Consider the following 25,458-nt stretch of genomic DNA (forward strand, 5'->3'; position numbering starts at 1 on the left):
GATCAGCCGGAATTGCGCCCGCCCGCGAAGCGCGCCGCGTCCTCGGCCGCGCGGCGCAGGGCGCGGGCCTTGTTCACGGTCTCTTGGAACTCCGCCTCGGGGTCGCTGTCATAGACGACGCCACCGCCCGCCTGGATATAGAGCGTGGCGTCCTTGACCACCGCGGTGCGCAGCGCGATGCACATGTCCATGTCGCCGCGCGCGCTGAAATAGCCCAAGCCTCCGCCGTAGATGCCGCGCTTTTCCGGCTCGAGCTCGTCGATGATCTGCATGGCGCGGACCTTGGGCGCACCCGATACGGTGCCCGCCGGAAGACCGGCCAGCAGCGCCGACAGCGCGTCGTGCTCGTCCGAAAGCTCGCCCACGACGTTCGACACGATATGCATGACGTGGGAATAGCGCTCGATGATGAATTCCTCGGTGGGGCGCACGGTGCCGATCTTGCTGACCCGGCCGGTATCGTTGCGGCCGAGGTCCAGCAGCATCAGGTGTTCGGCCAGCTCTTTCTCGTCGGACAGCAAATCGGCTTCGAGCGCCCGATCCTCTTCGGGCGTGGCACCACGGGGCCGCGTGCCCGCGATGGGGCGGATCGTCACTTCGCCGTCCATCACGCGGACCAGGATCTCGGGCGATGCGCCCACCACCTGGAAGCCGCCGAAATTGAAGAAGAACATGAAGGGCGACGGGTTGGTGCGCCGGAGCGAGCGGTAGAGCGCGAAGGGCGGCAGGTCGAAATCCTGCGTCCAGCGCTGCGATGGCACGACCTGGAAGATGTCGCCCGCCGCGATGTAGTCCTTGGCGCGCGCCACCGCGTCCAGATAGCCCTGGTGGGTGAAGTTCGAGCGCGGCTCGCTCAGGGCGACCGCGTCGCCTAGGTCGCGCTCGACCGGCGCGGGGCGGTCGAGATCGCGCAACGCGTCCATCACCCGCTCGGCGGCCTGCACGTAGGCCGCGCGCGCCGACAGGCCCTGCCCGGCCCAGGCGGGCGCGACCACGGTCACCTCGCCCTTCACGCCGTCCAGCACCGCCACGACCGACGGGCGCAGCATCATCGCGTCGGGCACGCCCAGAGGATCGGGATTCACGTGCGGCAGATGTTCGACCAGCCGGATCATGTCGTAGCCCAGGTAGCCGAACAGCCCCGCGGCCGAGGCGGGAAGCTCGGACGGCAGGTCGATCCGGCTTTCCGCGATCACGCCGCGCAGGGTCGCCAGCGGATCGCCGGTCAGATCGGTGAAGGCGTCCGGATCGAAGCGCGCCTGCCGATTGATCCGGCTGGACGTGCCGCGGCATTCCCAGACCAGGTCCGGCTTCAGGCCGATGATCGAGTAGCGCCCGCGCACTTCGCCGCCGGTGACCGACTCGAGCATGAACGTATCGCGCCCGGCCTGTCCCAGCTTCAGCATCAGCGACACCGGCGTGTCCAGATCGGCGGCGATCCGTGTATAGACCACCTGGGACTGGCCCGCGTCGAAAGCCGCCTGGAACGCGTCGAACTCGGGCGTGAGGCGCATCAGTTGAACTGCGCGTTGACGGCCTGCACCGCCTGGCTGTTCAGCCGGATGCCTTTCTGCCTCTCGAGCGCGCTGGTGAAGGCTTCGGTGATGTCCTGCGCGATGCCTTGCCCGGCGGATTGACGGACGCTGTCCTTGATCTGTTGGGCCTCGTTGCTGTCACCCGCGGGCGGGTTGATCGCATCCACGCGCAGGATCAGGGCGCCACCGTCGGTCGGGATCACGCGCAGAGCGCCTTCTTCTATCTCGAAGGCCGTCAGGACCAGGTCGGTGGGCGTGTCTTCCAGGAAGGCGTCGCGGAGCACGCCGGTTTCCCGGATCTCGACGCCGCCCTGCGACGCGAGGTCCGCGCCGTCGCCCACGGCTGCGAAGATTTCGTCGGCCTTGGCCTGCAACCGCTCGGTCAGCTGGGCGCTATCCCAGGCTTCGATCACCTGCACCTCGACCTCGTCCAGGGGATGCAGGGTCGGGTCCACGACCTCGTCCACGCGCAGGGCGAAAAGACCGCCATCAGCCAGCTCGCCCAGCTCGGGGAAGTCGCCGACCTCGGCCGCGGCGGCGGCGCTGCGGAATTCTTCGTAGGCGTCGATATCGTCGCCCGCGATGCTGGCGATTTCCGGGGAATACAGAATCTCGCCTGCCTCGAACGGAGTCTCGTCGGCGATTTCTTCCAGCGTGGCGCCGCCCGCCAGCAGGTCTTCGACCGGGTCGATCTGGTCTTCGATCATGCGGCGCGCGGCGTCCAGCGCGTATTCGCTTTGCAGGTCGTCGCGCACGTCCTCGAACGGGGTGGTGACCGCCTGCAGGATGGCGTTGATGCGGAAGAGCGCGGGGCCCAGGTCGGTGTCGACCGGCCCGACGATTCCGGCCGTTTCCGCGTCGAACACTGCGTCGCGCGCGGCGCCGTCCAGGTCGTCGCGGGTCAGCTCGCCCAGGTCGATATCGGCCAGCTCGAGGCCGCGCTGATCGACCAGCTGGTCGAAATCGGTGTCGCCCGCGGCGATGGAGTCGGCGGCGGCCTGGGCGGCCTCGTCGCTTTCGAAGATCAGCCGCTCGACCAGCCGCCGCTCGGGGCGGTCGTAGAGCTCGGCGCGCTCGTCGTAGAGACGGCGCAGGGCGTCGTCATCCACCGCCACGTCGTCCACCAGCATCTCGGGGCGCAGCCACGCGTAGGTGATGCGCTTGCGTTCGGGCAGGGTGAACTGGTCGGGATTGGCGTCGTAATAGGCCTGCAGATCGGCGTCCGACGGCTCGCCGATGGGGGTGTCCAGATCGGCCCGGCCCAGGCGCAGCAAGGTCAGATCGCGGGTTTCGCGGGCGTAGTCGTAAAGCGCGTCGACGAAGGCATCGGGCGGCTGGATGCCGGACACGACGGCGCCCTGCAGCAGTGTGCGCGAAATCTCGTCGCGCAGGTCACGCTCGTATTCGGCGACGCTGACGCCCGCGCGGTCCAGCGCGAATTCGTAGGCTTCACGGTCGAATTGACCGTCGAGCCCCTCGAACGCTTCTGTCTGCAGGACTTCGCGCCGGATTTCGGCGTCGCCCACCGAGATGCCGAGCTCGTCGGCTTCGTCTTCGAGCGCCGCAAGGGCCACCATGCGTTGCAGCACGATCCGGTCCAGACCGAATTGCTGCGCCTGCTGGAAGGTCAGGCGCTGGCCGGTCTGCGCTTCGAAGCTGCGGATTTCCTGCTGCACCGCGCGCGCGTAGCGGTCGATGTCGATCTCGGTGTCGCCCACGCTGCCCAGCGAGCGGACCGAGCCGCCGAAACTGCCCGCGCCGAAGCCCGCAAGGCCCACGATCAGCAAAAGCAGGATCACCCAGACGATGCCCTTGGACACCGCGTTGCCGCCGCTTTTGGCCATGGTCGATCACTCCGCCCGAAATTCTTGTTGCGGGCGGTCTATCGGGCCTTGGGGCGGCCCGCAAGATCAGCCGCCGATCAGGGGATGATGCGGGTGTATTTGGTGCCTTCGACGGACGCGCCCGCGATGGCACCGGCCTGTCCGAAGACCACGCCGATCACGGGTGTCAGCGACGATGTCGTGGTGGCCGACAGGTTGCCGCCCTGGTCGCGGAAGGCGTATTCGATGTCGGCGCCGGCCTCGTAGCCGCTGGAATTGCGGAAATCGTAGAGCGCGTCGTTGGTCATGAAGAACAGCACGTGCGCGTATTGCTGCGCGCCGATCTGCAGTCCCAGCGTAGCTTGCGTGGCCGAGTAGTAGTCGATGGGCGAGCCGTTCACCAAGAGCGCACCGCGCCCGTAGCTGCCGCCCACGCCAAGCCCCGCCTTGGTGATCAGCGGCATGACCAGGATGCCGCTGGCCTTGTCGCGCAGATCCTGCGTCGCGGGATAGGTGGAGTAGAGATAGTTCAGCGTGGATTGCACGCGCGCGTCGATCTGGGCGCTGCCGCGGCTGGAGACGCCGTTGCCGCAGCCCGCGGTGGCCAGTGCCATGGCGGCACCTCCGGCCAGAACCGCCCGGCGGGTTGGAAATGTCATGGGATGTCCCTTGTTACTGCCGATAGCCTCAGGTGGCGGCCTTGGGCGACCGCTCTGGTGAAGGTTATATCGGCGGGAAGCCGCTCTGTCATCCCAAATGGTTTTTTTCGGCGGGGACGTGCCGCTACTGGCCCGGCAAGCGATCGCTTTCGACCAGATCGCGCACCTGTTGCGGCAGGTTCGTCCAGACGAAATCGTAGAGCGCGCGGCCGGTGGGCAGATCGGCGCCCGTGTAGGTGGCGTTCCCGAACCGGTTCAGCCCGATCCCCAGGCCTTCGCCGTCCATGTCGCAGACATAATGCAGGAAGGGGATGGAATCGTGTGGCTGCACCGGGACCTCGGATCCGTCTATCAGGGAAAACCGCCGGACACGGGCATCGGCCGCGTCCGGGTTCCAGGCGGTCACGCCCTTGCCGTCCGGCGTGAACACCACGTAGCCGAACCCCATGGGAACTTCACCGATCCGCGTTCCGTCCAGGGTCCAGGTTTGCAGGACCGGCCTGCCGACCGGGATGGCCATGTGGGCGGTCCGGGGCGACAGGTGGGTGAAGAGCGGGCCCACGGTCTGCTCGACGGCCGAGGACAAATCCAGCAGCGGCTGACGGGCCCCGGTGTCGTCCCAGATCTCGATCACCTGGCTGGTGTAGCTTTGATCGTCCGAGCGCCCCGACTGGACGCTGACCAGCAATCGGTCCAGGTGATCCCACCCGACGGGATAGATGGACGGATCGTTCGACAGCGGCACGTCGTGCTGCACGACGATCTGCCCCGTCGCCACGTCCCAGACCAGGATCATGCCGATGCCGTAGGCCGCGTAGCGGGAGCCGTCGCCGTTGAAGCCGACCGGAAGGATGGTCGCGCCGATATTTCCGCGCTTCTGCAGGCCCGTCAGGCGCCGCAATTCGCGCCCGTCTTCCGCCGCAAAGAGCCGGATGCTGGCATCCGAGATGACCGGGACCGCGATCAGGCTACCGTCTGGTGAAAAGACCGGGGGCTCGGACAGCATCACGCCGGTGTCGTTTGCTTCGTCGAACGGGACCAGGTCGGCCACCAGAGCACCGGTCTGCGGGTCGAACAGCGACCAGGGCTGGCCGTCCTCGACCGCCGCGTCGAAGCGTTGCTCGCCCGCGAAGACGCGCCGTCCGTCGGGGCTGACGGAAGTGATCTGTCTGAATGTCCGCGGAATGCGCAGCGCCCGGGACCCCACCGCGTTCAGCAGGGCCTGGGCGGCCGCGTCGAAGGTCTGCATGTCGTCGGCAGAAGGGTCGGCGGGAAGACCGCGCAACGCGTCGATGATCGCCGTGCCCCGGTCGCAGCGCGTCAGATGTCCGTGGGAGCTGCGGGCGAAATCCTCGCTCAGCAGTTTCAGAAGCCGCGCGTCCTGCGCGTGGGCGGCGCCCGACAGACCCAGAAAGATCGCCAATGCCCCGCAGATGGCAGGCTTGCGAAGGTGTCTCATGGCCGTTGCCCCAACCGCTTCCCTGGGGGCATCTTACCCGGAAGCCCGAACGGGTCAAACGGCCGGGATCAGGCGTTCAGAAGCCGCGCCACGTCGGGGGCGAAATAGGTCAGGATGCCGTCGCAGCCCGCGCGCTTGAACGCCATCAGGCTTTCCAGCATGACCCGCTCGCCGTCGAGCCAGCCGCGCTCGGCGGCGCCCTTCAGCATCGCGTATTCGCCGCTGACCTGGTAGGCGAAGGTCGGCACGCCGAATTCGCGCTTCACGCGCGAACAGATGTCCAGATACGGCATGCCCGGCTTCACCATGACCATGTCCGCGCCTTCGGACAGGTCGCGGGCGATCAGGCGCATGGCCTCGTCGCTGTTGGCCGGATCCATCTGGTAGGTCTTCTTGTCGCCCTTCAGTGCGCCCGATGCCCCCACCGCGTCGCGGAAGGGCCCGTAGAAGGCGCTGGCGTACTTGGCCGCGTAGGACATGATCGTGACATCCGTGTGCCCTTCGGATTCGAGCGCCGTGCGCATGGCGCCGATGCGCCCGTCCATCATGTCGGACGGCCCCAGGATGTCGGCGCCCGCCGCGGCCTGGGCCAGCGCCATCTTCACCAGCGCCTCGACCGACTCGTCGTTGACGATCACGCCGTCGCGCACGATGCCGTCATGGCCGTTGGCGTTGTAGGGGTCGAGCGCCACGTCGGTCATCACGGCGATGTCGATGCCTGCGTCCCGGATCGCGCGGACGGCCCGGTTGGACAGGTTGTCGGGGTTCCAGGCCTCTTCGCAGGTCTCGGATTTCAGGGCGGTGTCGGTATAGGGAAAGAGGCAGATCGCCGGGATGCCGAGCGATGCCGCCTCGCGCGCCGCGTCGACCAGCAGGTCGATGCTCAGCCGCTCGACACCCGGCATCGACGGCACCGCGTCACGCTCGGCGTGGCCGTCGCGCACGAAGGCCGGCCAGATCAGATCCCCGGTGCCAAGCGCGGTTTCGCGCACCATCGCGCGCAGCTGGGGCGTGCGGCGCAGACGGCGGAAGCGGGTGGCGGGGAAGGGGGCCTGCGTCATTATCTGATCCATATGCAACGAATTCCGGTTTCCGAGCGTGGGTTGCATGGATTTCCCCGTGGCTCAAGTGTAAGTCCGACCCACAAGACCCCGAACGAGGCCTCCCTTGAACTGGTACGAAATCGTCTTCGAGCTGATCGACATGCGCTCGTTCTCGAACCTGTGGTTCTGGATTGCCCTCGCAGCGGTCTGGTCCACGACCAGCCATTACGTGCTGGGCGTGCCCTTCGACATGGTCGGCCGCGCGGCGAAACATGGCGGCCAGTCCGAGCGCGACCTGGAAACGCTGGTGCGGATTAGGGTCAACCGGCTGCTGTTCATCGCCCGTGTGTCCGGGCTGTGGATCGTGGGGTTCGGCGCGGCGATCCTGACGGCGCTGATGATCCTGGGCTTCGTCTATCAGGTCGAATTCGCGCAGGCGGTGTTCCTGATCGCGGCCCCCATGACGCTGGTGGGCCTGCTGAGCCTGTCGACCGCACGGCTGATCGAGATGGCGGATCTGAGCGGTGCTGCCCTGCGCCTGCGCCTGACCCGTCACCGCCAGATGGTGCAGGTGATCGGCATGGTGTCGATCTTCGTCACCGCCGTGTGGGGGATGTACCAGAACATGAATGTGGGCCCGCTGGGCGGTTAGCGGCGCGTCGGCTAGCGGCGCGGCGGCTAGCGCGGGGCGCGGCCGACGGGGTCCGGGGTCAGCCAGTCGGGCCAGCCCATCACCCGCTCGTAGGCGAAGAGCGCGATGCAGACCGCGATGACGACCAGCACGAGCTTCACCTGTTTCGCCGATGGCGGGTTCTGCGCCCAGCGCTTGGCGCGCATCATCCAGTGGAAGTTCATGCGTCGTCGGCCTTGTCCAGGAACCGCACCGTCCCGATGAAGGGCAGGTTGCGGTTGCGCTGCGCGTAATCGATGCCGTAGCCCACCACGAATTCGTCGGGGATCTCGAAGCCGGTCCAACTGGCCTTCACGTCGACCTCGCGCCGGGACGGCTTGTCCAGAAGGGCGATGGTTTCCAGCCGGGCCGGTTCGCGCGCGCGCAACAGGCCCAGCACGTGGTGCAGGGTGAAACCGGTATCGACGATATCTTCGACCACCAGCACGTCTCGGCCCGCGATCTCGCCGCGCAGATCCTTCAGGATCCGCACCTCGCGGCTGGATTTCATGGCATCGCCGTAGGAAGACGCTTCCAGGAAATCCACCTCGACCGGCAGATCGAGCTCCCTCACCAGATCCGCAATGAACACGAAGGACCCGCGCAGCAGACCGACGACCACCAGCTTGTTCGTGCCCTTGAAATGGTCGTGGATGTCGTGGCTCAGCTGCTCGATCCGGGCGGCGATGCGCTTGGCCGAGATCAACTCGTCGATGACATAGGCCGGCTGTGACATGATCGCCCCCTTGAAATCCGCGGCGCCCGGGTGACATCTAGCCCCAGGGGAAACGCGAGAAGACTTATGCCGAGCCACCACGAGACCCGCAAGCTGCCCTATAGCGCGCAGCAAATGTTCAATCTTGTGGCCGATGTCGAAAGTTATCCGAAATTCCTGCCCTGGACCGCCGCCGCGCGAATCCGCGAACGGCGCGAGACGCCCGACGGCGAGGTCCTGAAGGCCGACCTGGTGATCAGCTTCAAGGTCTTCCGCGAGCGGTTCGGCAGCCGCGTCGTGCTGCACCGCGACACCATGCAGATCGACACCGAATATGTGGAAGGCCCTTTCAAGCACATGAATTCCACGTGGAATTTCAAGGATCTGGGCTCCGGTTGCGAAGTGCGGTTCCACGTCGATTTCGAATTCAAGAGCCGCATCCTGGGATCGGCCGCCAACATGTTCTTCAATGACGCGATGCAGCGGATCGTGCGCGCCTTCGAGCGGCGGGCGGATGCGCTCTACGGATCGAAGAGCGGCCGTTAACCAACTGTTCGCAAATCATTTTCGCGCCACATTCCTGCTGGATTTCGCCACCAAAACCCGGCGGCAATCGAACGCGTAAAAAGGAGTGAAACGATGATTGGCGGAATTACCCTGGGCACGAATGGGGGCACGCAGCCCAAGCCCAGCGACACGACCAACGAAACGGATGGCAGCGACGAGCCGAAAGCCGACAGCGGGACCGATCAGACCGACGGCACCAGCGACCCGCAGACCAAGCCTGCCGAAGGGCCGGATACGTCGACCGGGACCAAACCCGTCGAGGCCAGCACCGACACGACGGGTGCCGGCGCGACCTTCGGCTATCCCGCGACACAGGATGCGACGGCCCGCTCCGCCGAGGCGGATGGCCTCGGTATCGCGCCGGACCTGGCCCCCGCGGCAGGCTTCGGTCTGAGAGCGGCGGCCAGCCAGATGCGTCTGCAAACCCAGGCGGTCCTGCAGATCCAGGCCATGGCCGACCCGGTCTTCGGGCCCCCGGCGCCGGGCGGACCCATCCTGGACATCGTCTACAACGAGGGGGTAGAGGCCGCGCGCCCGCCCGAACAGCCCGAGTCGCTGAACATGGTCGGCTGACCATCCGGGTCGGACAGGACAAGGCCCCGGACGTGATCCGGGGCCTTTTTCGTGCGAGCGCTTCAGCGGCGTGGCTCAGGACGCGATGTCGTATGCCCGCTCGCCGTGCACGGCGATGTCCAGGCCCGAACGCTCGATCTCGGGATCGACGCGCATGGGCACGAACATCCTGACCACCTGGACGAGGACGACCGTCATGACGACCGTGAAGGCGCCCACGATGACCAGCGCGCCCAACTGGGCGAACCACGCGCCCGCGCCGAAGGCCGCGATCATGATCGTGCCGAAAATGCCGCCCACGCCGTGCACCGCGAAGACGTCCAGCGTGTCGTCGATGCCGAAGCGGTTGCGGATCAGGTTCACGGCCTCTTGGCAGAGCACGCCCGCGACCGCGCCGATCACCAGCGCCTCGATCGGGCCGACGAAGCCCGAGGCGGGCGTGATCGACGCGAGCCCCGCGATGGTACCGGTGACGATGCCCACCAGCGACGCCTTGCCGTATTTCATCCGCTCCCACAGCGCCCAGCTGAGCGACGCGGTGGCGGCCGAGATATGCGTGACGGTCAGCGCCATGGCGGCACCGCCATCGGCAGCCAGCTGGCTGCCGCCGTTGAAACCGAACCATCCGACCCACAGCATCGCGGCCCCGATCATCACCATGCCGGGATTGTGCGGCGGCTTGCTGCGGTCCGAGCGCGGGCCCAGCATCACCGCGATGACCAGCGCGGCCAGACCGGCGGTCTCGTGCACCACGACGCCGCCCGCGAAGTCCTTCACGCCGACCGCGCCCAGGATGCCGCCATCCGACAGCATGCCGCCGCCCCAGATCCAGTGCACCACGGGTGCATAGACCAGCAGCATCCACAACGATGAGAAAAGCAGCACGAAGCCGAAGCTGATCCGCTCGACGAAGCAGCCGACGATCAGCGCGGGGGTGATGATGGCGAAGGTCATCTGGAAGGCGAAGAACAGCACCTCGGGCAGGGTGCCCGACAGGCTGTCGGCGTCGACGCCCATCAGGAACATCTTGCCCAAGCCCCCCCAGAGCGCGCCCCCGTCGCCGAACGCGATGGTGTAGCCGAAGGCCAGCCACAGCACGCTCATCAGGCAGGCGATGGCGTAGCATTGCATGAACACGCTCAGCACGTTGCGCGCGCGCACCAGCCCCCCGTAGAACAGCGCCAGGCCCGGCAATGTCATGAACAGCACGAGCGCGGTGGCCACGATGATCCAGGCGGTATCGGCTCCGACCATGGTTGAGTTCCTCCGAATTGATTTTCCCGGCGCATAGGGCTTGGGCCGGTGGTCGAACGGAAGGCAGCGGTTGCACAAGAATCGGGCTATCTGGGAAGCGCACAATTTTTCGGCGAAAAATTGGGTCGCCGCCCGATTCGTGCGCGCGAATGGGACGGGTGGTGCGCTCAGTCGCTTTCGGTCAGGGCCTTCAGGATCAGGCCGAGCGCATGGTCGCGGGCCGCGCGGCGCACCGCGTCGCGTCCCAGTGGGCCGAATTCCACCGTCTCGAGGCGAAGCGTGTCGGGCGATGCCAGTGCGAAGCAGACCCGGCCTTCGGGCTTTTGCGCGCTGCCGCCCGGGCCCGCGATGCCGGTGATCGCCACGGCGATCTGCGCGCCCGCCCGGACGCGCGCGCCTTGCGCCATTTCGGCCGCCACGTCCTCGCTGACCGCGCCATGGGCGTCGAGCGTTGCCTGGGCGACGCCCAGGAGCGCGACCTTGGCCGCGTTGGAATAGGTGACGACGCCGCGCTCGAAGATGTCCGACGCCCCCGGGGGATCGGTCAGGGCCGCGGCGACCATGCCGCCGGTGCAGCTTTCGGCGGTAGTGATCGTTGCGCGGGATTTGCGCGCGGCCTCAAGGATTTGCGCGGCGAGGCTCATGCAAGAACTCCGTGGGCCAGCGCCGCCAGGGCGATTACGCCCAGGGCCGCGAAGACGCCCGCGATCACGTCGTCGAGCATCACCCCCAGCGGATCACCCCGCCGGTCTGCCCATCCCACGGGGCCGGGTTTCAGGATGTCGAACAGGCGAAACAGCGCGAAGGCCGCGATCCAGCCGGGCCAGAGCGCGGTGATCGCGACCCCGGCATGGGCCGCGCCGATGCTGATGGGCAGCAGCGCGATCCACTGGCCCACGACTTCGTCGATGACGATTTCGGAAGGGTCTTCCTGCCCGAGCCGCGCGACCTCGGTCGTCGTTGCCTTCAGGCCCCAAAAGAACGCAACCCCCGCACCCAGCGCCAACAGCCACGGCCCCCCGACGACATGCAAAAGCCACGCCACCGGCAGCGCCGCCGCCGAGCCCCAGGTTCCCGGCGCGGGTTTCAGGAGGCCCGCGTAGAAGAAGGTGGTGACCAGCCGGTTCATGCGCCCACCAGCGTGGCGGTCGCCAGCGCCGCGATGCCTTCGCCGCGCCCGGTGAAGCCCAGGCGCTCGGAGGTCGTGGCCTTCACGCTGACGCGGCCCATGTCCAGCCCCAAGCATTCTGCGACGCGCGCCCGCATGGCGGCGGCGTGGGGCCCGATCTTGGGCTGCTCGCAGATCAGCGTGAGGTCCACATGCCGGATCGCAAAGCCCCGCGCGGCGGCCAGATCCCGCGCGTGGTCCAGGAAAACAACGCTGTCCGCGCCTTTCCAGCGGTCGTCCGAGGGCGGGAAATGCTGTCCGATATCGCCTTCGGCCAAGGCGCCGTAGATCGCATCGCTGATCGCGTGCAGTCCCACATCGGCGTCCGAATGGCCGGTCAGCCCGTGGCTGTGGGGCACCGCGATGCCGCAGAGCGTGACGGAATTGCCCGGCCCGAACGCGTGCACGTCGAAGCCGTTGCCCATGCGGATATCGGGGATCTGCGACATGCGGCGCTCCAGGATAGCTTCGGCACGGGCGAAATCTTCGGGCCCGGTGATCTTCAGATTGTCTTCATCGCCCGCCACGATCGCGACCTCAAGCCCCGCCGCGCGGGCCACGCCCACATCGTCCGCGGCGTCGCCTTGCCGGGCGCGGTGGGCCGACAGGATCGCGTCGAAATGGAAGCCCTGGGGCGTCTGGGCGCGGAACAGGCCGTCGCGGTCATGCAGGCCCGTCACGCGGTCCCGCTCGCCGCGCCAGAGCGCATCGCGGATCGGCAGGGCCGGGGCGGCGGCACGGTTGGTGTCGAGCGCGTCGATCACGCGGTCGATGAGCTCGGCGCTGACGCAGGGGCGGGCGACATCGTGGATCAGGATCCGGGCGGGGGGATGGTCCGACAGCGCCTCGAGCCCGGCGCGGACCGACGCGGCCCGGGTCTGCCCGCCGCTGACCACCGCCACGTCGCCATGGGCGGTGTAGGCCGCGGCCATGTCCATGTCCTGGGGGTGAAGCACCAGCACGATGTCGTCGATCCGCGCCATGCTCCGGAAGGCGTCCAGCGTATGGGCCAGCACCGTGCGTCCGGCCAGCATGCGCCATTGCTTGGGGATGCCGGGCCCCGCGCGCGTCCCGCGTCCCGCGGCCACGATCAGCGCCGTGGTCCGGTATTCTGCCATGTCGAAAGACCCCCCACTCTTCGGTCGGAATTTCTACGGATTGTCACTGTGGCTGACAATCCCACGCGATCGACCCGGCAGGCGCCTTATTTTTAGGCAGGATGAGATTTCGGGCAGTTTTCGGCTCGTCAGGTTTGAACAAAGGCGCGGGCGACGATACGAAAGTCAGCAATTGCTTATTTCTTGCGCAAAGTCATCCGGTCTAATGCCGCTACCCCTCGATCTGACGCCGCCCGTGCTGCTGGCCCCGATGGCAGGCATCACGGATCTGCCTTTCCGCGACATCGTCGCGGGATTCGGCGCGGGCCTGGTCACGTCCGAAATGGTCGCCAGCCGCGAGATGGTCTGCGACAGCGTGGGGGTCGTGGCCCGTGCGTGTCCGGGCCGCGGCCGGGGGCAGGGCGCGGTGCAACTGGCGGGCTGCGAGGCATACTGGATGGCCGAGGCCGCGCGCCGGATCGAGGCGGCGGGCGCGCGCCTGATCGACATCAACATGGGCTGCCCGGCCAAGAAGGTGGTGAACGGCGCGTCCGGCTCGGCGCTGATGCGCGATCTGGATCACGCGCTTTCGCTGATCGACGCGGTGGTGGGCGCGGTATCGGTCCCGGTGACGTTGAAGACGCGGCTGGGCTGGGACGATGCGTCCCGGAATGCCGCCGCGCTTGCACGCCGGGCCGAAGCCGCGGGCATCGCCATGATCACCATCCACGGGCGCACGCGCTGCCAGTTCTACAAGGGTCGCGCGGACTGGGCGGCGATCCGGGCGGTCAAGGACGCGGTGTCGATCCCGGTCATCGCCAATGGCGACATCACGGACGCCGACACCGCCCGCGCGGCCCTGGCGGCGTCGGGCGCGGACGGCGTGATGGTGGGCCGCGGGGCGCAGGGGCGGCCCTGGGCGCTGGCGGGGATCGCGGCCGATCTTTACGGCACGCCGCGTCCGCTGATCCCCGCGGGCGGCGCACTTGCCGATCTCGTGGCGGGCCATGTCGAGGCCTCGTGCCGTTTCTATGGCCGCGCGCTGGGAACCCGCGTCGTGCGCAAGCACCTGGGATGGTACATGGACCACGCGGGCACGCCGACCGAACTGCGCCGCGAGGTTCTGACCGGGCCCGATCCGCTGGCCTGCCACGGCCTGCTGGACCTGGCCTTCGACACCGAACGGCAGGCGGCATGAGCGACCTGGGACAGATCGTTTGGCATTCGCTGCCGGTCCCGATCCTGCTGGTCGATGCCGAGGACCGCATCACCGACGTCAATTCGGTGGCCGAGGACTTCCTGATGAGCTCGGCGCGCAGCCTGGCGGGCCAGCCGCTGTTCGACCGGTTGCTGGTCGACGCGCCGCTCGACGACGCGTTCCGGCGCGTCCGCGAAAACCGCGCGGCCCTTTTCATCAACAATGTCGACGCGGGCGGCGGCAATCGCCCGCCAGAGACATGCGACCTGCAGATCGCACCGCTGGACGGACGGGACGGGGGCGTCCTGGTGATGCTCACGCCGCGCCAGATGGCGGGCCGTCTGAGCCAGGCGGGCACTGCGCGGTCGTCCGCGCGCTCGGCCATCGGCATGGCCGAGATGCTGGCGCACGAGATCAAGAACCCGCTGGCGGGCATCACCGGCGCCGCACAGCTTCTGTCCATGGGTCTGAGCAACGGCGACCTAGAGCTGACGGACCTGATCGTCGCGGAATCGAAGCGCATCGTGGCGCTGCTCGAGCAGGTCGAGCAATTCGGCAACCTGCGCCCGCCCCAGCGCCGACCGGCCAATATCCACGACATCACCGACCGGGCGTTGCGGATCGCCGGCGTGGGCTTCGCGTCGCACATGAAGCTGAAGCAGGATTACGACCCGTCGCTGCCGCTGACCTATGTCGATGCCGACCAGATCCAGCAGGTGATCGAGAACCTGATCCGCAACGCAACCCAGGCGGCCAGCCCCGAAGGCGGCACCATCACGGTGCGCAGCTTCTACGATCATTCGCTCCGCCTGCGCCGCCGCGATGGCAGCGGCGCCGCGCTGCCCCTGCAGCTCGAGGTTATCGACGATGGCAAGGGGCTGCCGCAGGAACTGGCCGACGCCATCTTCGATCCCTTCGTGTCGGGACGCGAGAATGGCACGGGCCTTGGCCTGGCACTGGTCAGCAAGATCATCAGCGAACACGACGGCCTGATTTCGGTCGAAAGCCGTCCGGGGCGCACCGCGTTCCGGATATCCCTGCCGATGGCCCCGCGGTCAGACGCGTCTTCCTAGGAAAGGACCCAAACGATGGATGGCACAGTCCTCGTCGCCGATGACGACCGCACGATCCGAACCGTTCTGACCCAGGCGCTGACCCGCGCGGGCTGCAAGGTCCACGCCACGTCGTCCATGGTGACGCTCATGCGCTGGGTGGACGAGGGCAAGGGCGACCTGGTGATCTCGGACGTGATCATGCCCGACGGCAACGGGCTCGAGGCCTTGCCGCAGATCGGCGAGCGGCGGCCGGGCCTGCCCGTGATCGTCATTTCGGCGCAGAACACCATCATGACCGCGATCCAGGCGGCCGAGGCCGAGGCCTACGACTACCTGCCCAAGCCCTTCGATCTGCCGGACCTGATGAAGCGGGCCGCCCGCGCGCTGGACACGCCCCGCCGCGTCGCGCCCCCGGGCCCGCCGCGCGACGTGCAGGCGGGTGACGGCGATCTGCCGCTGGTGGGGCGCACACCGGCGATGCAGGCGCTTTACCGGCTGGTGGCGCAGGTGATGAACACCGATCTGCCGGTGCTGATCTCTGGCGAATCGGGCACCGGGAAATCGCTGATGGCGCGTGCGATCCACGATTTTTCGGACCGCCGCAACCAGCCCTTCGTCGTCGTCGGGGCCGCCGACCTGGCGCAACCTGACGCCATCTCGGCGATCGTGGCGCGCGCGCGGCTGGGCACCATCCTGTTCGACGAGGTGGGCGACCTGGACGCAGACGCGCAAGCCCGGATCGTGCGGATGCTGGACAGCTTCACCGACGACGCGCCGCGGGTCATGGCCACCAGCCAGGGCGATCTGTCGGATCGGCTGGAGACCGGCGAATTCCGGGCGGACCTGTTCTATCGGCTGAGCGGCGTGCCGCTGAGCGTGCCGCCGCTGCGCGACCGGGTCGAGGACATCCCGCTTCTGGCCGAGCATTTCCTGGCCCGCGGCGAGCGCGACGGCCTGCCCGCGCGCGCCATGGACGACGAGACAACCGCCCTGATCCGCCGCTATTCGTGGCCCGGCAACGTGCGCCAGCTCGAAAACACAGTGCGCCGTCTGCTGCTGACCGCCAGCCACGAAAGCATCAGCCGCGAAGAAGTCGAAACCGTGCTGGGCAACCAGCCTGCCATGGAGCCCCTGCGCAGCGGCGGGCAGGGCGACCGGTTGCAAGCCTCGGTCCACCAGCACCTGCGCCGCTATTTCGATCTGCATGGCGGCGTGCTGCCGCCCGCGGGGCTGTACCAGCGAATCCTGCGCGAAGTCGAAGCGCCGCTGATCGAGATCGCGCTGGATGCCACCGGCGGAAACCAGGCGAAATGCGCCGATCTGCTGGGGATCAATCGCAATACGCTGCGCAAAAAGATCACCGACCTCGATATCCGCGTGACACGGCGCCGCAAATTGATGTAAAAGCGCAACAGAAGCGTGGCAGTCGGGCAAAGTCCGACAGAACGATCACGCCAGAGCGGTGGGCGCCGGAACAGGCGCCACGGTATTTCGGAGGTTCCCCATGGTGCATCCGCGCAGGATGCTGAACTGGGATACGCTCGCCCGCCTGCGACGGCAGAGGCGGGTGCAGAACGCGGCGACAGTGGGATTGGGCATTCTCGGCCCGCTGCTGGCGTTCGCGACGTATCTGGTGCTGGGCCCGTTGGGCCAAGGCGGCTCGTCCGTCGCCTTGAGGTTCGTCATCCTGGCGGACCTGATCTACGTCATCGTGCTGGTCGCGCTGGTGCTGAGCGCGCTGGCCCGCGTCGTCGCCGCCCGGCGGGCGCAATCGGCGGGGTCGCGCCTGCATCTGCGGCTGACGGGCGTTTTCGCACTGATCGCGCTGGTGCCCACGGTGACGGTCGCCGTCTTCGCGGCCCTATCGATCAATTTCGGACTGGAAGGCTGGTTTTCCGAGCGAGTCAGCCGCGTGGTCGGCGCGTCGCTGGCTGCCGCCGAGGCCTACGAGGAAGAACACCGCGGCGACCTGTCCACCGACGCCGAGGCGCTGGCCAATTTCCTGCGCGGCGCACGGACCAACACGTTCCTGCTCAGCGACGGCGAATTGCGCCAGCTTCTGAGCCAGGGGCAGGCGCAGATCCAGCGGGGCCTGCGCGAAGCCTATGTCATCGACGGCGCCGGCGAGATCGCGGCACGCGGCGAACGGTCCTACCTGTTCGACTACGAAGAGCCCCCCGCCGAGGCGCTGAATCTGGCCGCCGACGGCGAGACGGTCATCATCGAGGACTGGGACAACAACGAATTTCGCGCGCTGGTGCGGCTGCAGGGGCTGGCCGACCGCTATCTGTATGTCAGCCGCGCGGTCGATGGCGATCTTCTGGCGCTGCTCGATGACACCCAGGAATCGGTGCAGCTTTACAACCAGCTCGAAGCCGATCGCGGGCGGCTGCTGTTCGAATTCGGGCTGCTGTATCTGGGCTTCGCGGTGATCCTGATCCTGGCGGCGATCTGGGTGGGCCTGTGGTTCGCCGAGCGACTGTCGCGGCCCGTGGGCCGCTTGGCCGGGGCCGCCCAGCGGGTGGGCGCGGGCGATCTGGACGTGCGCGTGCGCGAGGAAGACGGTGACGACGAGATCTCGATGCTGGGGCGCCTGTTCAACCAGATGACCACCCAGCTGAAGGCGCAGCGCGACACGCTTCTGGCCACCACCGACCAGATCGAACGGCGGCGGCGGCTGTTCGATTCGGTCCTGGGCTCGGTCACGTCGGGCGTGGTCGGCCTGGACGCAGACGGGCGGGTGGCCTTCGTGAACCGCTCGGCCGAGCGGCTTTTGCAGCTGGACGAGGGCGCCGGTCAATCGGTGCCGCTGTCGGTGGCGGTGCCCGAGTTCGGGCCGATGTACGACAAGCTGGTCGAAGGGGCATCGGACGTTGTGCAGGGCGAGGTGAAGGTCAGCCGCAACGGCGCGCTTGAAGCATTGCTGGTGCGCATGGCCACGCGGCAATCCGAGGACGGCACGCTGGAAGGCTACGTGGTCGCCTTCGATGACGTGACCGACCTTGTGGCCGCGCAGCGCATGGCGGCCTGGGGCGACGTGGCGCGGCGCATCGCGCACGAGATCAAGAACCCGCTGACCCCCATCCAGCTGAGCGCGGGGCGCATCCGGCGCAAGTTCGGACCCGAAGTCGCGGATTCCGCCGCGCTGGAGCAGATGACCGACGTCATCGTGCGCCAGACCGAGGGACTGCGCCGCATCGTCGACGAGTTCAGCCAGTTCGCCCGGATGCCCGAGCCCGACCGCCGGCGACACGACCTGGTGGCGCTGGTGCGCGAGGCGGTCCTGTTGCAGCAATCGGGCCAGGAAGGGGTGAAGATCTCGGCCGACCTTCCCGACACGCCGCTGATGGCCGACCTGGACGAGACGATGATCGGCCAGGCGCTGACGAACCTGATCAAGAACGCGGGCGAGGCGACCGAGACGCGGATCCGGCAGGGCGCGCCCGAAGGCTACCAGCCCGAAATCCGGGTCAGCCTGAAGGCGCGGCGCGGCCAGGCCTTCCTGTTCATCTCTGACAACGGGATCGGTCTGCCCGAGGACCGCGCGCGGCTGTTCGAGCCCTACGTGACCACAAGGGAAGAGGGCACCGGGCTGGGTCTGCCCATCGTGCGCAAGATCATCGAAGAGCATGGCGGCACCCTGGTGCTGACCGATGCCAAGCCGTTTTCCACCGGCGCGCATCCCGGCGCGCGTGCCGAAATCCGCCTGCCGCTTGACGTGGCGGGCGACCTGACAGCCGACAGGCATACAAAGACTTTGACCGAAGAGGACGCAGCATAATGGGCGATATTCTGATCGTTGACGACGAACGCGACATCCGCGAACTGATCTCGGACATCCTGAAGGACGAAGGCTACACCACGCGGCTGGCCGGCACGTCTTCGGAATGCATGGCCCAGATCGAAAGCGCGCCCCCCAGCCTGATGATCCTGGATATCTGGCTGAAAGACAGCGACATGGACGGGATCGACATCCTGAAGATCGCCAAGCGCGACTATCCCGGTGTGCCCGTCATCATCATCTCGGGCCACGGCAATATCGAGATCGCGGTGGCCGCGATCAAGCAGGGCGCTTACGACTACATCGAGAAGCCGTTCAACATCGACCAGCTGATGGTGGTGATCGGCCGCGCCATGGAAACGTCGCGCCTGCGCGAGGAAAACGTGCAGCTCAAGCGCCGCGATGCCGAACCGGCCGTCCTGGTGGGCCAGAGCGCCGCGTTCAAGTCGCTGAAATCGGCGCTGGACAAGATCACCAAGTCCAACGGGCGCGTCATGCTGACCGGCCCCGCGGGCTCGGGCAAGGAACTGGCGGCGCGCTACATCCACGCCAATTCTGGCCGGTCCGACAAGCCCTTCGTCAGCGTCGGTGCCGCCAGCGTCGAGCCGGACCGCATGGAAGAAGTGCTGTTCGGCCGCGAATCGCGCGACGGCACGGTCGAGCCGGGCCTGCTGGAACAGGCCGATGGCGGCATCCTGTTCTTCGACGAGGTGGCGGACATGCCGCCCGGCACCCAGTCCAAGATCCTGCGCGTGCTGGTGGACCAGACCTTCCAGCGCGTCGGCGGCACCGAGAAGGTGCGCGTGGATATCCGCGTCATCAGTTCGACCAACCGCGACCTGTCCGCCGAGATCGCGGCGGGCAATTTTCGCCAGGAGCTGTATCACCGGCTGGCCGTGGTGCCGGTCGAGGTGCCGTCGCTGGACGACCGGCGGGAGGATATTCCCCTGCTGGCCGAGTTCTTCCTGGAGCTGTTCAACAAGACCCAAGGTCTGCCCGTCCGCAAGCTGGGCGACGAGGCCGCGGCGCTTTTGCAGACGATGGTCTGGCCGGGCAACGTGCGCCAGTTGAAGAACATGATGGAACGGGTGCTGATCCTGGGCGACGGCAAGGGCGATATCGCGTCGTCCGAGCTGCCGGGATCCGAGACGCCGGATGACGGCGACGGCGACCGGGTGGTGCTGGCAGGCTCGCTTGCGACGCTGCCGCTGCGCGAGGCGCGCGAGCTTTTCGAGCGGGAATACCTGCTGACCCAGATCAACCGGTTCGGTGGCAATATCAGCCGCACCGCCAGCTTCGTCGGCATGGAGCGCAGCGCGCTGCACCGCAAGCTGAAATCGCTGGGGGTCGTGACGTCGAACAAGCAGGGCAGCCGCGTCGCCTACCTGGAGAACTCGGCGGACTAGGCCATGCCCTATACCGACCGCTTCATCACCGTCGAGGGGCGGCAGGTGGCCTATGTGGACGAAGGTCCACGCGACGCGGCGGTGCCGGTGGTGCTGCTGCATGGCGGCGGCTTCGACCACGCCGAGTTGACGTGGCGGCTGACCACCCGCGACCTGCGCGACCGGTTCCGGCTGGTGGTGCCCGACATTCCCGGCTATGGCCGCTCGCCCGGCTTCGACGGCCCCCACGACCTGCCGCGGCTGGGGCGCTGGCTGGTGGCGTTCCTGGACGCGATGGAGCTTCAGACGGTCGACATCTCGGGCGTGTCCATGGGCGGCGGCATGGCGCTGTGGCTGGCGCTCGAGCATCCCGAACGGGTGCGCAAGCTGGTCCCGGTCGGCTCCTACGGGCTGATGCAGCGCGTGCCGCTGCACCGGCTTGCGCATTTCGTCGCACGCTCGGGGCTGTCGTCGGTGATCTACAGCGGGGCGGCGCAATCGCCCATGCTGGCCCGGCTGGGTCTGGGCGCGTCCTACGGCAAGCGGCAGCGGGTGACGCCGCGCGCGGTGGCCGAGCTGATGGCGGTTGCGCGCGACCAGCGCCAGCGCCGCACGTTCGATGCGTTTCTCGAGGCCGAGATGGACGCGAACGGGCTGAAATCCGACCTGAGCGCGCAATTGTCGCGGCTGAGCCAGCCCACGCTGCTGGTCCACGGGGCCGCCGACCGGGTCGTGCCCGTGCGCCATGCGCGCGCAGCGGTGCCGAAGATCGCCGATGTGCGCTACCTGGAGCTGCCCACGGGCCATTGGCCCATGCGCGAGCGGCCGGATCTCTTCAACCCCGAACTTGCGCGCTTTCTTGACCCGAGCGGCGCTTGAGCCGCCGCGGCCCGCGTGTCACAACGGCGTCTGAGAAGCAGCGCGTGGCGGAATCCCCATGAAGATCATCATCTGCGGCGCGGGCCAGGTCGGCTGGCAGATCGCGCGGCACCTGGCGGGCGAACGCAACGACGTGACGGTCGTAGACAACAATGCCGAGCTGGTGCGCCAGGCCACCGACGCGCTGGACGTGCAGGGCATCGCCGGTCACGCGTCCTATCCCGACATCCTGGAACGGGCGGGCGCGCGCGACGCCGACATGATCATCGCCGCCACCCATTCCGACGAGGTCAACATGGTTACCTGCCAGGTGGCCCATTCGGTCTTCGCCGTGCCGCGCAAGATCGCGCGGCTTCGGGCGCAGAGCTACCTGGACGCGATCTATTCCGATTTGTACCGGCGCGATCACATGCCCATCGACGTCGTGATCTCGCCCGAAAAGGAGGTGGCGGAAGCCGCCTTGCGACGGCTGTCGGCGCCCAATTCGTTCGATACGCAGAACTTCGTGGGCGACAAGGTGCAGCTTCTGGGCATCCTGCTGGAGGCGGACTGCCCGGTGCTGAACACGCCGCTGAAGCAGCTGACCGACCTCTTTTCCACGCTGCGGACGCTGGTTGTGGGCATCCGCCGCGGTGGGCAGCTTTTCGCGCCCAGCCCCAACGACCAGCTGTTCGCCGAGGACCAGATCTACATCATTTCGCACCGCGAGGACGTGCCGCGCGCTTTGGAAATCTTCGGCAAGCAATCGCACACCCACGAGCGTGTCGTCATCATCGGCGGCGGCAATGTGGGCCTGGCGGTGGCAAGGGCGCTGGAGGCCAGCACCAAGCGGATCCGCGTCAAGATGATCGAGCGCAATCGACTGTGCGCCGAGCGCGCCGCGGACGCGCTGGAGCGGACCATCGTGCTGCATGGCGACGGCATGGATATCGAGCTGCTGAACGAGGCCAATATCGCCCGCGCCGACGCGGTCCTGTGCGTCACGGACGAGGACAAGGTGAACCTGCTGGCGTCGGTCCGCGCCAAGCAAGCGGGGTGCAGCATGTCGATCTGCCTGGTCAACGACCCGACGCTGCAACCGCTGATGCAGCCGCTGGATATCGACGCCTTCATCAATCCCCGCTCGACGACGGTCAGCTCGATCCTGCGCCATATCCGCCACGGCCGGGTGCGCAGCGTCTATTCCATCGGCGACGCCGAGGCCGAGGTGATCGAGGCGCAGGTGCTCAGCACGTCGCCGATCTCGGGCGAGCTGATCCGCGACATCGACTTTCCCGAAGGGGTGCTGGTCGGCGCGGTCGAGAAGGGCGGCAAGGTCGTGCGGCCCACGGGCACGACGCGGATCGAAGAGGGCGACGTGATCGTGCTGTTCGCGCTGACCTCGGACGTGCCCGCGGTCGAGCGCCTGTTCCAAGTCTCGATCGACTTCTTCTAGGATGTTCGCGCGGATCGAGCGTCTGCCGTTTCTGCTGGTGCTCATGGGCATCGGCGCCTTCGCCATGCTGGTGCCGGCGATCCATGCCTACCAGGTGCGCGATCTCGACGTGGCGCGCTCGTTTCTCTACAGCGCGTGCCTGTTCGGGGTGCTGACGGTCCTGTTGGCCCTGGCCGTGGGCGACGCGCGCCCCGACCGGCCGGTGCGCGACGATCTGATGGCGTTGGTGGGTGCGCTCATGGTGCTGCCGGTGATGCTGGCGATCCCGTTCCAGCAGGCGGGCACCGATATCACCCTGCTCGACGCGTGGTTCGAGATGGTCAGCTCGCTAACAACCACCGGCGCCACGATGTATCCGGGCGCCGATCGGCTGCCGCCATCGCTGCACCTGTGGCGCGGGATCGTCGGCTGGCTGGGCGGGCTGTTGTTCTGGGTGTCGGCACTGGCGATCTTCGCGCCGCTGAACCTGGGCGGCTTCGAAGTGGTCGCCGCCGAGCAGAGCAACGCCGCGCGCGCGCGCCTGCGCGAAACCCGTCAGCGCGATGCCTCGCAGCGGCTGGGGCGCTATTTCACGCGGCTGGTGCCGATCTACGTCGCGCTGACGCTGACGCTCTGGGTGATGCTGGTCGCAACTGGAATGACGCCCCTGCGCGGGGCGATCCACGCCATGTCGACGCTGTCGACGTCGGGGATCATCCTGCGGCCCGCCACGGATACGAGCCTGGCATCGGAGTTCTTCATCTTCATCTTCCTGCTGTTCGCGATTTCGCGGCTGAGTTTCAGCTCCGATAACATGCGCCGCACGCCCGGCTATCTTTGGCGCGATCCCGAGGTGCGGCTGGCGGCGACCATCATCGCTTTGGTGCCGGTGTTCCTGTTTCTGCGGCACTGGATCGCGTCGTTCGAATATTCCGGGCAGGAAAGCCTGGGCCAGGGGATCCGCGTGCTCTGGGGCGGCGTGTTCACCACGCTCAGCTACCTGACGACGACGGGCTTCGAATCGTCTGCCTTCGTGGACGCGCGCAACTGGTCGGGGCTCGAGACGCCGGGACTGATCCTGATGGGCCTTGCCCTGATGGGCGGCGGCGTGGCGACGACCGCGGGCGGGGTGAAGCTGCTGCGCGTCTATGCGCTTTATCGCCATGGCGCGCGGGAAATGGAGCGTCTGATCCATCCCTCGTCAGTCGGTGGCTCGGGCTCGACGGCGCGCAGGCTCAGGCGCGAAGGGGCCTTCGTGGCCTGGATCTTCTTCATGCTTTTCGCGATGTCCGTGGCGGTCGTGACGGCGGCCTTGTCGCTGGTGGGATCGGGATTCGAGCAGGCCATCGTGCTGGCCGTGGCGTCGCTCAGCACCACCGGCCCGCTGGCCCATTCGGCGCCGGCCTCGCCCGTGCTTTACGGCACGTTGACGGATGCGGCCCGCGTGATCCTGGCGCTGGCCATGGTGCTGGGCCGGTTGGAGACGCTGGCCTTCATCGCGCTCTTCAACCGGGACTTCTGGCGCGATTGACCCACCCGCGCGGGATGCGTCTTTTACGTCTGGTATGTCGCGCGCTTGATCTTCATACTGCGCCTGCAAAGCCGCGCCGATTTCAAGTTTGGCGCCAAGAACAATTGGTAATCAGGGACTTATTCGATGGCTTCCGAAAAGCAGAATTTGCAGGAGACATTTCTCAATCACGTTCGCAAGACCAAGGTGCCGGTCACGATCTTTCTGATCAACGGCGTCAAGCTGCAGGGTGTCATCACCTGGTTCGACAATTTCTGCGTGCTGCTGCGTCGCGACGGCCAGTCGCAGCTGGTCTTCAAGGGCGCGATTTCCACGATCATGCCATCGCAGCCGATCCAGCTTTACGAAGGCGATGACGGGAATTGAACCGCCGCGTGACCGCTGACGTTACCCGGGCATGATGCGCGTCTGGGTGATCCACCCCGAATTTACAGCCGACCGATCCCGCCGCGACGCAGCCCCCGCGCTGGAAGAAGCCGTGGCGTTGGCCGCCGCCTTGCCCGACCTCGTGGTCTCGGGCAGCGAGATCGTGCGCCTGCAGCGTCCGCATCCCGGCCACCTGTTCGGCTCGGGCAAGCTGGACGAGATCAAGGCGCGGCTCGAGGCGGACGAGGTCGGGCTGGTCCTGATCGACGGTCCGGTCAGCCCCGTGCAGCAGCGCAACCTGGAAAAAGCCTGGGGCGTGAAGTTGCTGGACCGCACCGGTCTGATCCTTGAGATCTTCTCGGACCGCGCCCGCACCCGCGAAGGCGCGTTGCAGGTCGAGATGGCCGCTTTGTCCTATCAGCGCACCCGCCTGGTGCGGGCCTGGACCCACCTGGAGCGTCAGCGCGGTGGGCTGGGCTTCGTGGGCGGCCCGGGCGAGACGCAGATCGAGGCAGATAGGCGGGCCATCGACGAGCAGCTGAACCGCCTGCGCAAGCAATTGGCCAAGGTGGTGAAAACGCGCGAGCTGCACCGCGCCGCGCGTGCCAAGGTACCGTTCCCCATCGTGGCGCTGGTGGGCTATACCAATGCCGGGAAATCCACGCTCTTCAACCGCATGACCGGCGCCGAGGTGATGGCCGAGGACATGCTCTTCGCCACGCTGGACCCGACCATGCGCGCGGTCGATCTGCCGTCGGGCAAACGGGTGATCGTGTCGGACACGGTGGGCTTCATCAGCGATCTGCCGACCCAGCTTGTCGCCGCCTTCCGCGCCACGCTGGAAGAGGTCCTGGCGGCCGACCTGGTGGTTCATGTGCGCGACATCAGCCACGCCGAGACCGAAGAACAGGCCGCCGACGTGCGCGCGATCCTGTCTGAGCTCGGCGTGGACGAAGCGACGCCGCAGCTGGAGGTCTGGAACAAGATCGACCTGCTGGACCCCGACGCGCGCGCAGCCGCCCACGCCATTGCCGCGCGGCGGGACGATGTGCTGACGCTTTCGGCGCTGACCGGCGAAGGGATGGACGCGCTGGCCGATGCGATCGTGGTGGTGCTGGACGAGACCCGGACCCGCAAGGTGCTGACCCTGCCATTCGAAGCCGGCCGCCGCCGCGCCTGGCTCTACGAGCAGGGCGTGGTCGAGGACGAGGCACAGACCGAGGACGGCACCGCGCTGACCGTCCACTGGACCGCCCGCCAGGCCCGCGCGTTCCACGACCTCTAGT

At 67.5% G+C, this 25,458-nt stretch carries 24 protein-coding genes; 13 read left to right on the top strand and 11 right to left on the bottom strand.

The genetic code is table 11. The features are described from left to right. Positions 1-2: 2 nt before the first annotated feature. From trpE to hemB, 5 genes are all read right to left on the bottom strand, one after another. The gene (trpE, locus tag ILP92_RS09065) at positions 3-1,514 is read right to left on the bottom strand and encodes an anthranilate synthase component I (RefSeq protein WP_198916071.1); all 1,512 of its coding nucleotides are present in this window, start codon (positions 1,512-1,514) and stop codon (positions 3-5) included. Further along, entirely contained in the window at positions 1,514-3,379 is a 1,866-nt protein-coding gene (locus ILP92_RS09070) for a peptidylprolyl isomerase (RefSeq protein ID WP_198916072.1), read from the bottom strand. Before ILP92_RS09070 ends, trpE begins: the two co-directional genes overlap by 1 nt. 77 nt (positions 3,380-3,456) lie before the next feature. Continuing rightward, on the bottom strand, positions 3,457-4,017 hold the full coding sequence (locus ILP92_RS09075) for a lipid-binding SYLF domain-containing protein (RefSeq protein ID WP_198916073.1): 561 nt from the start codon (positions 4,015-4,017) through the stop codon (positions 3,457-3,459). Between the two features lie 124 nt (positions 4,018-4,141). Next, complete coding sequence (locus ILP92_RS09080; protein WP_198916074.1) at positions 4,142-5,476, bottom strand: WD40 repeat domain-containing protein; 1,335 nt, start codon at positions 5,474-5,476, stop codon at positions 4,142-4,144. 68 nt (positions 5,477-5,544) lie between these two features. Beyond that, positions 5,545-6,537, bottom strand: a complete 993-nt coding sequence (gene hemB, locus ILP92_RS09085) for a porphobilinogen synthase (RefSeq protein ID WP_198916075.1) — start codon at positions 6,535-6,537, stop codon at positions 5,545-5,547. A gap of 106 nt (positions 6,538-6,643) precedes the next feature. Here hemB and ILP92_RS09090 point away from each other — a divergent pair, with 106 nt between their 5' ends. Then, positions 6,644-7,171, top strand: coding sequence for a component of SufBCD complex (locus tag ILP92_RS09090; RefSeq protein WP_198916076.1), 528 nt, complete (start codon positions 6,644-6,646; stop codon positions 7,169-7,171). A gap of 26 nt (positions 7,172-7,197) precedes the next feature. Here the strand turns inward: ILP92_RS09090 and ILP92_RS09095 are convergent, their stop codons facing one another. Beyond that, positions 7,198-7,374: a hypothetical protein gene (locus ILP92_RS09095; protein WP_198916077.1), complete on the bottom strand. Its 177-nt coding sequence runs from the start codon at positions 7,372-7,374 to the stop codon at positions 7,198-7,200. Continuing rightward, the gene (gene hpt, locus ILP92_RS09100; RefSeq protein ID WP_198916078.1) at positions 7,371-7,925 is read right to left on the bottom strand and encodes a hypoxanthine phosphoribosyltransferase; all 555 of its coding nucleotides are present in this window, start codon (positions 7,923-7,925) and stop codon (positions 7,371-7,373) included. The genes ILP92_RS09095 and hpt overlap by 4 nt, the downstream gene beginning before the upstream one ends. A 66-nt stretch (positions 7,926-7,991) precedes the next feature. Here hpt and ILP92_RS09105 point away from each other — a divergent pair, with 66 nt between their 5' ends. Then, complete coding sequence (locus ILP92_RS09105) at positions 7,992-8,450, top strand: type II toxin-antitoxin system RatA family toxin (protein ID WP_198916079.1); 459 nt, start codon at positions 7,992-7,994, stop codon at positions 8,448-8,450. Between the two features lie 93 nt (positions 8,451-8,543). Continuing rightward, complete coding sequence (locus ILP92_RS09110; RefSeq protein ID WP_198916080.1) at positions 8,544-9,044, top strand: hypothetical protein; 501 nt, start codon at positions 8,544-8,546, stop codon at positions 9,042-9,044. A 75-nt stretch (positions 9,045-9,119) separates the two neighbouring features. Here the strand turns inward: ILP92_RS09110 and ILP92_RS09115 are convergent, their stop codons facing one another. The 4 genes from ILP92_RS09115 to ILP92_RS09130 all read right to left on the bottom strand — a co-directional run bounded on the left by ILP92_RS09115 (position 9,120) and on the right by ILP92_RS09130 (position 12,584). After that, positions 9,120-10,298: an ammonium transporter gene (locus ILP92_RS09115; protein ID WP_198916081.1), complete on the bottom strand. Its 1,179-nt coding sequence runs from the start codon at positions 10,296-10,298 to the stop codon at positions 9,120-9,122. A 167-nt stretch (positions 10,299-10,465) separates the two neighbouring features. Then, positions 10,466-10,942: a CinA family protein gene (locus ILP92_RS09120; protein WP_198916082.1), complete on the bottom strand. Its 477-nt coding sequence runs from the start codon at positions 10,940-10,942 to the stop codon at positions 10,466-10,468. After that, positions 10,939-11,427 (bottom strand): phosphatidylglycerophosphatase A family protein, encoded by a 489-nt coding sequence (locus ILP92_RS09125; protein ID WP_198916083.1) that lies wholly within the window; start codon positions 11,425-11,427, stop codon positions 10,939-10,941. The genes ILP92_RS09120 and ILP92_RS09125 overlap by 4 nt, the downstream gene beginning before the upstream one ends. Further along, complete coding sequence (locus ILP92_RS09130; protein WP_198916084.1) at positions 11,424-12,584, bottom strand: bifunctional 2-C-methyl-D-erythritol 4-phosphate cytidylyltransferase/2-C-methyl-D-erythritol 2,4-cyclodiphosphate synthase; 1,161 nt, start codon at positions 12,582-12,584, stop codon at positions 11,424-11,426. The genes ILP92_RS09125 and ILP92_RS09130 overlap by 4 nt, the downstream gene beginning before the upstream one ends. Before the next feature lie 205 nt (positions 12,585-12,789). On the opposite strand from ILP92_RS09130, the gene dusB reads away from it, so the two are divergent. The 10 genes from dusB (at position 12,790) to hflX (ending at position 25,457) form a co-directional block, all read left to right on the top strand. Then, positions 12,790-13,761 (top strand): tRNA dihydrouridine synthase DusB, encoded by a 972-nt coding sequence (dusB, locus tag ILP92_RS09135; protein ID WP_198916085.1) that lies wholly within the window; start codon positions 12,790-12,792, stop codon positions 13,759-13,761. Then, positions 13,758-14,834 carry a two-component system sensor histidine kinase NtrB gene (locus ILP92_RS09140; RefSeq protein WP_198916086.1) on the top strand — a complete coding sequence of 359 codons (1,077 nt, stop codon included), beginning with the start codon at positions 13,758-13,760 and terminating at the stop codon, positions 14,832-14,834. The genes dusB and ILP92_RS09140 overlap by 4 nt, the downstream gene beginning before the upstream one ends. A 15-nt stretch (positions 14,835-14,849) precedes the next feature. Continuing rightward, positions 14,850-16,220, top strand: coding sequence for a response regulator (locus ILP92_RS09145; RefSeq protein ID WP_198916087.1), 1,371 nt, complete (start codon positions 14,850-14,852; stop codon positions 16,218-16,220). A gap of 100 nt (positions 16,221-16,320) precedes the next feature. Further along, on the top strand, positions 16,321-18,597 hold the full coding sequence (locus ILP92_RS09150; protein ID WP_198916088.1) for a sensor histidine kinase NtrY-like: 2,277 nt from the start codon (positions 16,321-16,323) through the stop codon (positions 18,595-18,597). Next, a complete protein-coding gene (ntrX, locus tag ILP92_RS09155) occupies positions 18,597-20,003 on the top strand; it encodes a nitrogen assimilation response regulator NtrX (protein ID WP_214650006.1) in 1,407 nt (468 codons plus the stop codon). The genes ILP92_RS09150 and ntrX overlap by 1 nt, the downstream gene beginning before the upstream one ends. 3 nt (positions 20,004-20,006) lie before the next feature. Then, the gene (locus tag ILP92_RS09160; RefSeq protein ID WP_198916089.1) at positions 20,007-20,861 is read left to right on the top strand and encodes an alpha/beta fold hydrolase; all 855 of its coding nucleotides are present in this window, start codon (positions 20,007-20,009) and stop codon (positions 20,859-20,861) included. Positions 20,862-20,919: 58 nt separating this feature from the next. Further along, on the top strand, positions 20,920-22,296 hold the full coding sequence (gene trkA, locus ILP92_RS09165; RefSeq protein WP_198916090.1) for a Trk system potassium transporter TrkA: 1,377 nt from the start codon (positions 20,920-20,922) through the stop codon (positions 22,294-22,296). A 1-nt stretch (position 22,297) separates the two neighbouring features. Beyond that, positions 22,298-23,806 (top strand): TrkH family potassium uptake protein, encoded by a 1,509-nt coding sequence (locus ILP92_RS09170; protein ID WP_198916091.1) that lies wholly within the window; start codon positions 22,298-22,300, stop codon positions 23,804-23,806. Positions 23,807-23,932: 126 nt separating this feature from the next. Next, positions 23,933-24,172, top strand: coding sequence for an RNA chaperone Hfq (hfq, locus tag ILP92_RS09175; RefSeq protein ID WP_198916092.1), 240 nt, complete (start codon positions 23,933-23,935; stop codon positions 24,170-24,172). 31 nt (positions 24,173-24,203) lie between these two features. Next, complete coding sequence (gene hflX, locus ILP92_RS09180) at positions 24,204-25,457, top strand: GTPase HflX (RefSeq protein WP_235971286.1); 1,254 nt, start codon at positions 24,204-24,206, stop codon at positions 25,455-25,457. Position 25,458: the final 1 nt, after the last annotated feature.

The sequence above is a fragment of the Palleronia pontilimi genome, from assembly GCF_016412875.1.
Classification (GTDB): domain Bacteria; phylum Pseudomonadota; class Alphaproteobacteria; order Rhodobacterales; family Rhodobacteraceae; genus Palleronia; species Palleronia pontilimi.

Bases quoted from the DNA above. Each gene is read 5' to 3' on its own strand.
- hpt (WP_198916078.1), bottom strand. From the start codon at position 7,925: ATGTCACAGCCGGCCTATGTCATCGACGAGTTGATCTCGGCCAAGCGC.
- dusB (WP_198916085.1), top strand. From the start codon at position 12,790: ATGCCGCTACCCCTCGATCTGACGCCGCCCGTGCTGCTGGCCCCGATG.
- ILP92_RS09140 (WP_198916086.1), top strand. From the start codon at position 13,758: ATGAGCGACCTGGGACAGATCGTTTGGCATTCGCTGCCGGTCCCGATC.
- ILP92_RS09075 (WP_198916073.1), bottom strand. From the start codon at position 4,017: ATGACATTTCCAACCCGCCGGGCGGTTCTGGCCGGAGGTGCCGCCATG.
- ILP92_RS09150 (WP_198916088.1), top strand. From the start codon at position 16,321: ATGGTGCATCCGCGCAGGATGCTGAACTGGGATACGCTCGCCCGCCTG.
- ILP92_RS09120 (WP_198916082.1), bottom strand. From the start codon at position 10,942: ATGAGCCTCGCCGCGCAAATCCTTGAGGCCGCGCGCAAATCCCGCGCA.
- ILP92_RS09070 (WP_198916072.1), bottom strand. From the start codon at position 3,379: ATGGCCAAAAGCGGCGGCAACGCGGTGTCCAAGGGCATCGTCTGGGTG.
- ntrX (WP_214650006.1), top strand. From the start codon at position 18,597: ATGGGCGATATTCTGATCGTTGACGACGAACGCGACATCCGCGAACTG.
- ILP92_RS09130 (WP_198916084.1), bottom strand. From the start codon at position 12,584: ATGGCAGAATACCGGACCACGGCGCTGATCGTGGCCGCGGGACGCGGG.
- ILP92_RS09105 (WP_198916079.1), top strand. From the start codon at position 7,992: ATGCCGAGCCACCACGAGACCCGCAAGCTGCCCTATAGCGCGCAGCAA.
- hemB (WP_198916075.1), bottom strand. From the start codon at position 6,537: ATGACGCAGGCCCCCTTCCCCGCCACCCGCTTCCGCCGTCTGCGCCGC.
- trkA (WP_198916090.1), top strand. From the start codon at position 20,920: ATGAAGATCATCATCTGCGGCGCGGGCCAGGTCGGCTGGCAGATCGCG.
- ILP92_RS09170 (WP_198916091.1), top strand. From the start codon at position 22,298: ATGTTCGCGCGGATCGAGCGTCTGCCGTTTCTGCTGGTGCTCATGGGC.
- hfq (WP_198916092.1), top strand. From the start codon at position 23,933: ATGGCTTCCGAAAAGCAGAATTTGCAGGAGACATTTCTCAATCACGTT.
- hflX (WP_235971286.1), top strand. From the start codon at position 24,204: ATGATGCGCGTCTGGGTGATCCACCCCGAATTTACAGCCGACCGATCC.
- ILP92_RS09125 (WP_198916083.1), bottom strand. From the start codon at position 11,427: ATGAACCGGCTGGTCACCACCTTCTTCTACGCGGGCCTCCTGAAACCC.
- trpE (WP_198916071.1), bottom strand. From the start codon at position 1,514: ATGCGCCTCACGCCCGAGTTCGACGCGTTCCAGGCGGCTTTCGACGCG.
- ILP92_RS09110 (WP_198916080.1), top strand. From the start codon at position 8,544: ATGATTGGCGGAATTACCCTGGGCACGAATGGGGGCACGCAGCCCAAG.
- ILP92_RS09115 (WP_198916081.1), bottom strand. From the start codon at position 10,298: ATGGTCGGAGCCGATACCGCCTGGATCATCGTGGCCACCGCGCTCGTG.
- ILP92_RS09145 (WP_198916087.1), top strand. From the start codon at position 14,850: ATGGATGGCACAGTCCTCGTCGCCGATGACGACCGCACGATCCGAACC.
- ILP92_RS09080 (WP_198916074.1), bottom strand. From the start codon at position 5,476: ATGAGACACCTTCGCAAGCCTGCCATCTGCGGGGCATTGGCGATCTTT.
- ILP92_RS09160 (WP_198916089.1), top strand. From the start codon at position 20,007: ATGCCCTATACCGACCGCTTCATCACCGTCGAGGGGCGGCAGGTGGCC.
- ILP92_RS09095 (WP_198916077.1), bottom strand. From the start codon at position 7,374: ATGAACTTCCACTGGATGATGCGCGCCAAGCGCTGGGCGCAGAACCCG.